7 protein-coding genes and 1 pseudogene are annotated in these 8,199 nt (G+C 34.4%); 4 read left to right on the top strand and 4 right to left on the bottom strand.

The genetic code is table 11. The features are described from left to right. On the bottom strand, positions 1-1,947 hold the full coding sequence (locus KBF89_07295) for a DUF2207 domain-containing protein (protein ID MBP9116129.1): 1,947 nt from the start codon (positions 1,945-1,947) through the stop codon (positions 1-3). A gap of 123 nt (positions 1,948-2,070) precedes the next feature. On the opposite strand from KBF89_07295, the gene KBF89_07290 reads away from it, so the two are divergent. Further along, entirely contained in the window at positions 2,071-3,117 is a 1,047-nt protein-coding gene (locus KBF89_07290) for a calcium/sodium antiporter (protein ID MBP9116128.1), read from the top strand. Positions 3,118-3,175: 58 nt separating this feature from the next. On the opposite strand, the gene KBF89_07285 is transcribed toward KBF89_07290, so the two are convergent. From KBF89_07285 to KBF89_07275, 3 genes are read right to left on the bottom strand one after another with little or no spacing between them, the layout of a single operon-like run. Further along, on the bottom strand, positions 3,176-3,859 hold the full coding sequence (locus KBF89_07285; protein MBP9116127.1) for an endonuclease/exonuclease/phosphatase family protein: 684 nt from the start codon (positions 3,857-3,859) through the stop codon (positions 3,176-3,178). Between the two features lie 2 nt (positions 3,860-3,861). Further along, positions 3,862-4,632 carry a cytochrome c biogenesis protein CcdA gene (locus tag KBF89_07280; protein ID MBP9116126.1) on the bottom strand — a complete coding sequence of 257 codons (771 nt, stop codon included), beginning with the start codon at positions 4,630-4,632 and terminating at the stop codon, positions 3,862-3,864. A 17-nt stretch (positions 4,633-4,649) separates the two neighbouring features. Next, the gene (locus KBF89_07275) at positions 4,650-5,219 is read right to left on the bottom strand and encodes a dTDP-4-dehydrorhamnose 3,5-epimerase family protein (protein MBP9116125.1); all 570 of its coding nucleotides are present in this window, start codon (positions 5,217-5,219) and stop codon (positions 4,650-4,652) included. Between the two features lie 84 nt (positions 5,220-5,303). Here KBF89_07275 and KBF89_07270 point away from each other — a divergent pair, with 84 nt between their 5' ends. The 3 genes and pseudogenes from KBF89_07270 to KBF89_07260 all read left to right on the top strand — a co-directional run bounded on the left by KBF89_07270 (position 5,304) and on the right by KBF89_07260 (position 8,152). Then, positions 5,304-7,166, top strand: a complete 1,863-nt coding sequence (locus KBF89_07270) for an ABC transporter ATP-binding protein (GenBank protein ID MBP9116124.1) — start codon at positions 5,304-5,306, stop codon at positions 7,164-7,166. A gap of 72 nt (positions 7,167-7,238) precedes the next feature. Beyond that, on the top strand, positions 7,239-7,538 hold the full coding sequence (locus KBF89_07265) for a hypothetical protein (GenBank protein ID MBP9116123.1): 300 nt from the start codon (positions 7,239-7,241) through the stop codon (positions 7,536-7,538). Next, positions 7,538-8,152, top strand: a pseudogene (locus KBF89_07260) (DUF459 domain-containing protein). The gene KBF89_07265 and the pseudogene KBF89_07260 overlap by 1 nt, the downstream one beginning before the upstream one ends. The last annotated feature ends 47 nt before the right edge of the window (positions 8,153-8,199 follow it).

Here is an 8,199-nt window from a genome sequence, read left to right as displayed (position 1 = left end):
TTACCAGCTTCCGCCGCCACCACCGCCTCCGCCACCACCAGAAAAACCTCCGCCAGAAAAACCACTGGATCCTGATGAAAATGATCGAGATGCAGCAGTATGCACACTGGCAGTTGTGCTTATGGTAGCTGCGGAAAATGAGCCCATTGCGTATGCTAAATGCAATGGTGTAAAATTAGTTCCACTATAGAATTTGTTAATACCTAATTGTTCCTGAGTAAATCCTAGGTCTTCGAAAACTTTCGCCCATTTTTCTGCACATCCGAAAACGATTGCATAAGGTAGATATTCTAGAAACAGATTCGATTTTTCGGCAAACGCCTGACGTTCACCTTCACCTGCGTCAAAGATTTGGCGAAAGCCTGCGATTCTTCCGACCATTGCTGTTCCCTTAGCTGTTCTGGCCGGCATCTTTTTATAGTTAACCAGTAGTGCTAGTGCACTTATAGGTATCGCTAAAGAACTAAAGCCAAAATGTGTGAAATATGCTACAAGCACAACGGCAGGTAAACCAATTACCAAAAATATTATACTGGAAAACGTTAACCAGAATGACCTTGTTTTATCTGGTCTAACTCTATACCATTTATTTTTTACGACGTTATCGTATAACTCATCTTTGGCTTTTAAAATACTTTTAGATTGCTTATTAGTCATATCGGAAAGTTTGAATGTTTTGTTTTTAGAAAATAAACCACTTAGAAGATTTTTTTCATAACCGTTAAGATTTTCATCCTGGATAAATTCTTTCACTTTAGTGAGTGAATATTCTGTAGAATTTTTCGAAAAACCAATTATGCTCTTTTTCGATATTTGCTCTTCGCTAATGCTGATATATCCCCGTACTGCAAGGTCAACTAAAGTAGCTGTAACATCTACGTCATCGGCTTTCTCGTCTACCAGTACCCCTATCTGGCCTGGTCGTATATTCTCTGGAGGTATAAATTCAACAGGGTTAGATTCATTATTAAATAGTGGCTTTAAATATTCTTCACCACTATTATTTCCCATCGCTGCATCAATTGCGCTTCCCACAAATCTACGATCTCGACCTTTTTTATATACCAACATTGTGACGATTCCTAAACCGATGAAGAGTATCAAGAAAAATCCTCCCAGTGTTAAGGGTGTGATTCTAAATGCTGATTTAAAAGTAAATTCTTCTTTTATGATTGGTTTCTCGGGGGAAAGCACACCTTTTGGTATAGCTACTAGAGTTGTCACGTTTTGAGTTGAGACCAAATTATTTTGTTCAAAATTTATAAATTTGCCGCCAGCATTTTCTTGAGTATCACATTTTCTTGTACTACCTATATATCCTACAAAACATAAGGTTTCTAACTGTTTGACATCGTCAACACCTTCAATTTCAATTTGTACCTTCAACTTTGATATTGGGATGTCCCAGCCATTCCCATTAATATTTATGTTAAGTTCATCGATGTCACCGAACGAATTAATAAAGTTTTTTAAAGTATAAGATATTTTGTATTGGTGTTGTCCAGCAATCGTCCTATTTGCATTACCGATCTTTATTACTTTACTTTGATTTTCTTCTTTTACTGAAAATTCTGCTTTGTTTGTTATATCTTGAGTGATTGAATTTATTTTTAGTGGTGTTTCACGTAGATATTTTGATCCTTCAATAGCGCTTTTGGGTTTTTCGCCATCCCAGTTATATTCAAATGGAATGTAACGAAATATTCCATGTCGTGAATAGTAGCCAAAGTCATATTCGATTGTTTCTTCAACATCTATTGTTCCATTTTTGTGTACAAAAATTTGCGAATCAAAACTTTCTATATGTTCGTATCGTGTATATGTATCTACATCCTTTGTGTTCGCATACGCATTTTGACTTTGAGGAAATAAGATTGTTACACAAAGCATCAAAAGTATGAAGCAAATGATTATCGGCTTTTTAATAGAGATATATTTTAAATTCATCAGTACATGCTACACATAAAAACATCATGTGTAGCATGATCTAGACAAAACTATTGAGCATATTGATATTCTGGACATCGACTAGATACTGTCTTTATTGTTAATGATTTGTAGAATGTTCCGATGGATCTATTTTTTATTATTGTTATTACTCTAATTTTATTTTATCTATTAGCAATTGTGTGTGATGAATTTTTTGTACCATCAATAGATGTTCTAAGTGAAAAGATGAAACTTCCGAGTGACGTTGCCGGAGCTACTCTTCTTGCTATGGGTTCTAGTGCACCTGAGTTATTTGCCTCAACTATTGCTATTTTTGGTTTAGCCGGTGCTAGTGCTGACGTTGGTTCTGGAACAATTGTGGGTTCTGCAATATTTAACATTCTTATTATTATTGGTGTTAGCGCACTTTTTAAATCTGTTATTTTGCAGTGGAAACCAGTTATTAGAGATTTATCTTTCTACGTTCTGACCATCTTGCTTTTGTTGTTTGCATTTCGTGATGGCACTATAACTCTTATTGAAGCAATTATGTTTGTGGGGCTATATGCAATCTATATTTATGCAACTATTAATTGGAAAAAATGGTTTGATTATAAAGATATTAAAATTTCTGAAGATTTTGAAGCAATTAAACCAAAAGGTTTCACTCTTAAGGTTAGAAAAACTATTGGCTATATAATTCCAGATGTTAAAAAGAAGCCTAATCAATATATTGCCACTTTTGTTTTGAGTATTGTTGCAATTGCGATTGCTAGTTATTTTCTCGTAGAACAATTAATTCATGCTGCTGATATTCTAAGTATCAACCCTACTTTTCTAGCTTTAACAGTTTTAGCTGCCGGAACTTCACTACCTGATCTTATTGGTTCAATAATTGTTGCAAAGCAAGGCCGTGGAGACATGGCAGTTGCTAATGCTATAGGTTCAAACATTTTTGATATTTTATTTGCTTTGGGTGTGCCATGGTTGGCTTATATTTTGATCAACGGTGGAAATATTGAAGTAAGCAACGAGAACTTGTCTTCAAGTATCATTTTGTTATTCGCCACAGTGGTGGCCATTATCGCTTTGTTAGTTATCCGCAAATGGAGAATTGGTAGTCGAAGTGGTTTTCTTCTAATTGCCCTCTATATAGCCTACGTTAGCTATATAGTCTTTCAAATCTAGTTATTTGTTTTTACTGTAAACCTAAGCAAATTGATGGAATATAAGTCAATATTTCTATTTATAGATTGATAATAGCTATAAGAGCCCTATGGTCGCTGCATAGCTTTTCTGAAGTTCGCATACTATTGAGCTTATACCCTCGCGTTAATATCCAGTCGATTTGATTCTTAGGATTATTAGCTGGTGATGTTTTATATTCGCTCAAAGTCTTAAAACCAAATTTCTCTATATTAGGCAATACTTGCAAAGCCAACATATTTAAATCACCGATAATGAAAATATCTTCACTATTATTTTCTAACAAAAACTTTAGTTGAGTCTGTGCAATAGAATTGCCAGATACAATATCTCCAGAAGTTAAATGAGTATTAATTAAAACTAGAGGACCATTATCTGTGGTAATTTTAACTTTTGTGGCAAGTCTACGTTGCTTACCTTTTATGTTAGGCAAGACTATTTCTTTTATAACCTCAATAGGAAATTTAGACAAAATAATATTGTACTGAAAGCCCAAACCAAAAAAACGAACAAAACTTGAATGAACAAAATAACCTAAATGATTCGCAATCAATTTCGCCTGGTTATTAAATTTTGTTCTAATAGAATATTTGTCAACTTCTTGCAAACAAATAATATCGCCATTCAAACTAGAAATATCATCTAAAAGTTTCTCTTTAGAATATTTAACATCATTTTCTTTACCATGATGTAAATTAAAAGTTACAATTTTTATAGTATCCATATTTAAATCCCACTTGAAATTCTATCAAGACCAATAAAGTCAAAGAACTGTGTTACACGAGCTGTTAACAATGCCATCTTGTCGAAAAATAATATTAGACCAAAACAAAACATGACCAAAAAGGTAATAACCACAATAGTTCTAGTATGTTTTTTTATAAACCCAAGCAATCGCTTATATTTAAAGCTCGCGATAATAATTGTGCTCATCGACAAACATAAGCCTAAGCAATAAGCCAAAAGAATAATAATACGGCCAAAAAGACTTTCTTCAGTTGCCGCGACACTAAGGACACCAGCTAACACGGGCCCCAAACATGGCGACCATCCCAGTGCAAAACCTGCGCCAATAAAAATTACAGGAATAGCGCCTAAGCTTTTCTTGAATTTAAACTTTTTTTCAAAATTAAAAATACGAAATTTAGTAAAAAAAGATAATAAGAAAATGATCGACAACACAATTAGAATTAAACCTGAAATTCTGGTCAACTGTTCTTTATTGCGAGAAAGTTTCTGTCCAATCTCAGAAGTAGTCAAACCTATAAGAACAAAAACAAAAGAAAACCCAATAGAAAAAGATACACACATTGAAATAATCTTTTTGACAAGTTTTTTATCGCTTCCTAGCTCCTCAATAGACATACCAGTAGTGATTCCTGCAAGCCCCGGAAGTATTGGCAAAACACAAGGTGAGATAACACTAAGAACTCCACCAATAAAAGCAATTATTATTCCAACAAAAGAGTAAGAAACATTAACTGCAAAAAAGATCATTTATATTAAATCTAACATCATTTAGGTACAACATCATATAAAGAATTAACTACAGGACGAATCTCACTTGGAATATCTTTTCTCATAGGGTTCTCTTTATCGCGATCTGAAACAGTTAAATCATCTAGAGGCCATTGGAAAGCCATTTCGGGATCAGCATAATGAACTCCAAGTTCATCACTACCGTTATAGTAATTATCGACAAGATATGTAATTGTCATATCACTTAGAGCCAAAAACCCGTGTGCAACACCGCGAGGAATATAAACACACTTATGATTATCGCCACTAATCTCTATAGTCTGACTTGTGCCATTAGTGGACGAACCCTCACGTAAATCGTGAAGAGCAACTATGGCGCTACCAAAAGGAACATACCAAAAATCCTCTTGATGAAGATGATAATGAAGCCCTACTAAAGAACCTTTTATACGAGTTGCTCTATTACCCTGGACCATAGTTGGTGCATTTTCAGGCAACCATTCTTGCCTGAAGGTTTCAACAAACATTCCACGATCATCACTAAAAACTTGTGGAGTAATAATTAGAACATCATTAATAAGTGAAGATTTTTCAATATTTGCCATCAGATAATCCTAACTGATTTGATAATCGTTATTCGAAAATACACTATTAGTTAGGGTAACGTATAGTTATAGTAAGGATGGAAAATGAGTTGGCAGACAGTAGGGAGTTTTCGTAACGACCCTAAATCAGTTAAAGGCAAAAAGCTTGATAAAGTCAAGATAAGCCGTATATGGCATTTTGCAAGATTTTATAAAAAATCAATTTATGTCTACCTAGGTGTTCTAATTTTTGCTGCCATAAGTGGTGCTATTCCACCGTTACTATTTCGAGAATTATTAGATAAAGGTATTGGTACTGCTTCAAATAAAGGAAGCCTAACTGTAGTTGTCTGGATATCTATTGCGGGTGTTGTTGTTGCTTTAAGTGACGCAGGTTTAGGATTGGCTCAACGATATTATTCTTCAAAAATCGGTGAAGGTCTAATTTACGATTTAAGGGTTGCTCTATTTGACCATATACAAAAGATGCCACTTTCTTTTTTTACAAGAACTCAAACTGGTTCTTTAATGAGCAGGCTAAATAATGATGTTATTGGCGCCCAACTAGCAGTGACTTCTACCATTGGTACCGTTGTTAGCAATATTATTACCCTCATTGTAACTCTAAGCGTCATGTTAAGACTCGAATGGAGATTGACAATAATAACTCTGTTAATCCTGCCATTATTTATTTTTCCTATCAGACGAGTTGGCAGAAGGCTACAAGGCACAATTAAAGAATCAATGAACCTTAATTCTTCAATGAACACAACAATTGTTGAACGCTTTAATGTATCAGGAGCTCTAATAGTTAAACTTTTCGGACGTCCAAAAGAAGAAACAGCGTCGTTTGCTAAACGTGCAAGACGAGTTGCAGACATTGGAATTCAATCTGCAATGTACGTGCGTATATTATTCGCTGCATTAGGACTAATTTCTGCAATTGGAGCAGCAGTCGTATATTACGTAGGTGGTAGATTCGCTCTAGAGGGCATAATATCTGCAGGTACTGTTGGTGCTTTTATAATTTATGTTGGACAGGTTTATTCACCCTTGACCCAATTAACAAATGCTCGCGTAGACGTTTTAAGTGCAATGGTTAGTTTTGACCGGGTTTTTGAAATACTTGATTTCAAACCACTTATAACTGAGATAGAGAACCCGATAACTTTAAAGAATCCAAAAGGTAAAATTGAATATAAGAATGTTTCGTTTACTCACCCAAAAGTCGAGCTTATTACACTCCCATCGCTAGAAGAAGACAACCCAAATCAAGCTATTGAGCAAGAAGCACAAATACTTAGCGATATTAGTTTTAGTGTTGAACCTGGTCAAACCATTGCGCTAGTTGGTCCATCGGGTGCTGGCAAGACTACAACCGCAATGCTTCTTGCAAGAATGTATGAAGTATCTAGTGGTTCGATTTTGATCGATGGAGTTGATGTTAAAGAACTTTCGTTTGAATCAATTAAAGACACAATCGGTGTCGTTACACAGGATCCTCATTTATTTCATGAGTCAATTGGTATGAACCTTTCTTATGCAAAACCAGATGCAACCCTAGATGAAATGATCGATGCTGCCAAGCGCGCTCAAATACATAATTTGATTGATTCGTTACCAGATAAATATGACACCTTAGTTGGCGAACGAGGATATCGTTTATCGGGTGGCGAGAAACAAAGGCTCGCAATTGCAAGAGTGTTATTAAAGAACCCAGCAATTGTTATATTAGATGAGGCAACTAGTCATTTAGATTCTGAAACAGAAGGATTAATTCAAACAGCATTTGAAGAAGCATTAAAACAAAGAAGCGCGATTGTTATTGCACACCGACTCTCAACGGTTATTAATGCAGATAAAATTATTGTTCTAGAAGCCGGCAAGATAGTTGAAACAGGCAAACATACAGAACTTATTGCTAAAAAAGGACTATATAATGAGTTATATAAAATTCAAATTACATAAATTCAATACATAAACAAAATTAGTCGTTTAATTATTAAACCAAAATATAATCGCGTAGTATAATTGTCTGATATGAGCAACTACGACGATAACCTTTATAAACCTTTGAGCTCTAAGAATTCCCAAGGTATAGGTTTGCGAAATTTTTCGGATGAACACTCCAATTCCGTAAGTGGTGCATCGGTATCTAAACGACGAGAATTTAGAAAAAAAAGAAATAAGATTCGAAGAATAATCTTAATTACCTTATCAATTATTATTGGTATTTTTTTAGCATTAGTTGCAACTGACATTGTAAAGATAGGAACAGGTCCAAGACCTAGTTTAGAGAGCTCTACCTTAAAAAAAAACTTGTTACAAACTCAACTGTAATCAAAGAATCAGACAATTATCTAAGCGACATTCGCTCGTTTGATAAAGATAACCCTCTTCGTATATATATAGGTGGGGACTCACTCGCTGACGCATTTGGTTCACAACTCGCAAATAAACTAAGTAAAACGGGCAAAGTATTAGCTAGTTGGGATTCTAGACCTTCTAGTGGTCTGACCAACTCGAACTTTTTTGACTGGAATAAGCAAGCAAAAAATATTGCTACAAAATACAATCCAGAAATTTATTTCTTTATTGTAGGCACTAATGATGCAAGCGTTGTTAAGTCGGATCCAGAGAACTATATTCAAAACTATACAAAAATGCTCAACGAACTCACACAAAATTTTTCTACTAAATCTCAACCAATTTATTTTGTTTTAGCACCAAATATGCAAAACTCGACATTAAACTCCAATCTTATGAAAATCAACGCAGTAATTCAAAAATTTGCTGATGATAATTCATATGAAACAATAAAATCTAGCGAAGTTTTATCACCAGGAAATAAATTTGTTAAATCAATAAACAATAAAATACTTAGAACAGACGATGGAGTTCATATTTCAGTAAATGGTGGAAAAATTTTAAGTGATTTTATATTTAATAAAATCTCCTCATTAATTAATTTAGATAATATAAACGATGATGAGGCTATTAA

This window comes from Acidimicrobiia bacterium (genome assembly GCA_018057765.1).
In the GTDB taxonomy this organism is placed as follows: Bacteria; Actinomycetota; Acidimicrobiia; order IMCC26256; family JAGPDB01; genus JAGPDB01.
The sequence above is the reverse complement of the archived record's forward strand: the minus strand, read 5'-3'. Positions and strand labels throughout refer to the sequence as shown.

Coding starts and splice junctions, on each gene's coding strand:
- KBF89_07265 (MBP9116123.1), top strand. CDS start 7,239: ATGAGCAACTACGACGATAACCTTTATAAACCTTTGAGCTCTAAGAAT.
- KBF89_07285 (MBP9116127.1), bottom strand. CDS start 3,859: ATGGATACTATAAAAATTGTAACTTTTAATTTACATCATGGTAAAGAA.
- KBF89_07295 (MBP9116129.1), bottom strand. CDS start 1,947: ATGAATTTAAAATATATCTCTATTAAAAAGCCGATAATCATTTGCTTC.
- KBF89_07280 (MBP9116126.1), bottom strand. CDS start 4,632: ATGATCTTTTTTGCAGTTAATGTTTCTTACTCTTTTGTTGGAATAATA.
- KBF89_07270 (MBP9116124.1), top strand. CDS start 5,304: ATGAGTTGGCAGACAGTAGGGAGTTTTCGTAACGACCCTAAATCAGTT.
- KBF89_07275 (MBP9116125.1), bottom strand. CDS start 5,219: ATGGCAAATATTGAAAAATCTTCACTTATTAATGATGTTCTAATTATT.
- KBF89_07290 (MBP9116128.1), top strand. CDS start 2,071: ATGGATCTATTTTTTATTATTGTTATTACTCTAATTTTATTTTATCTA.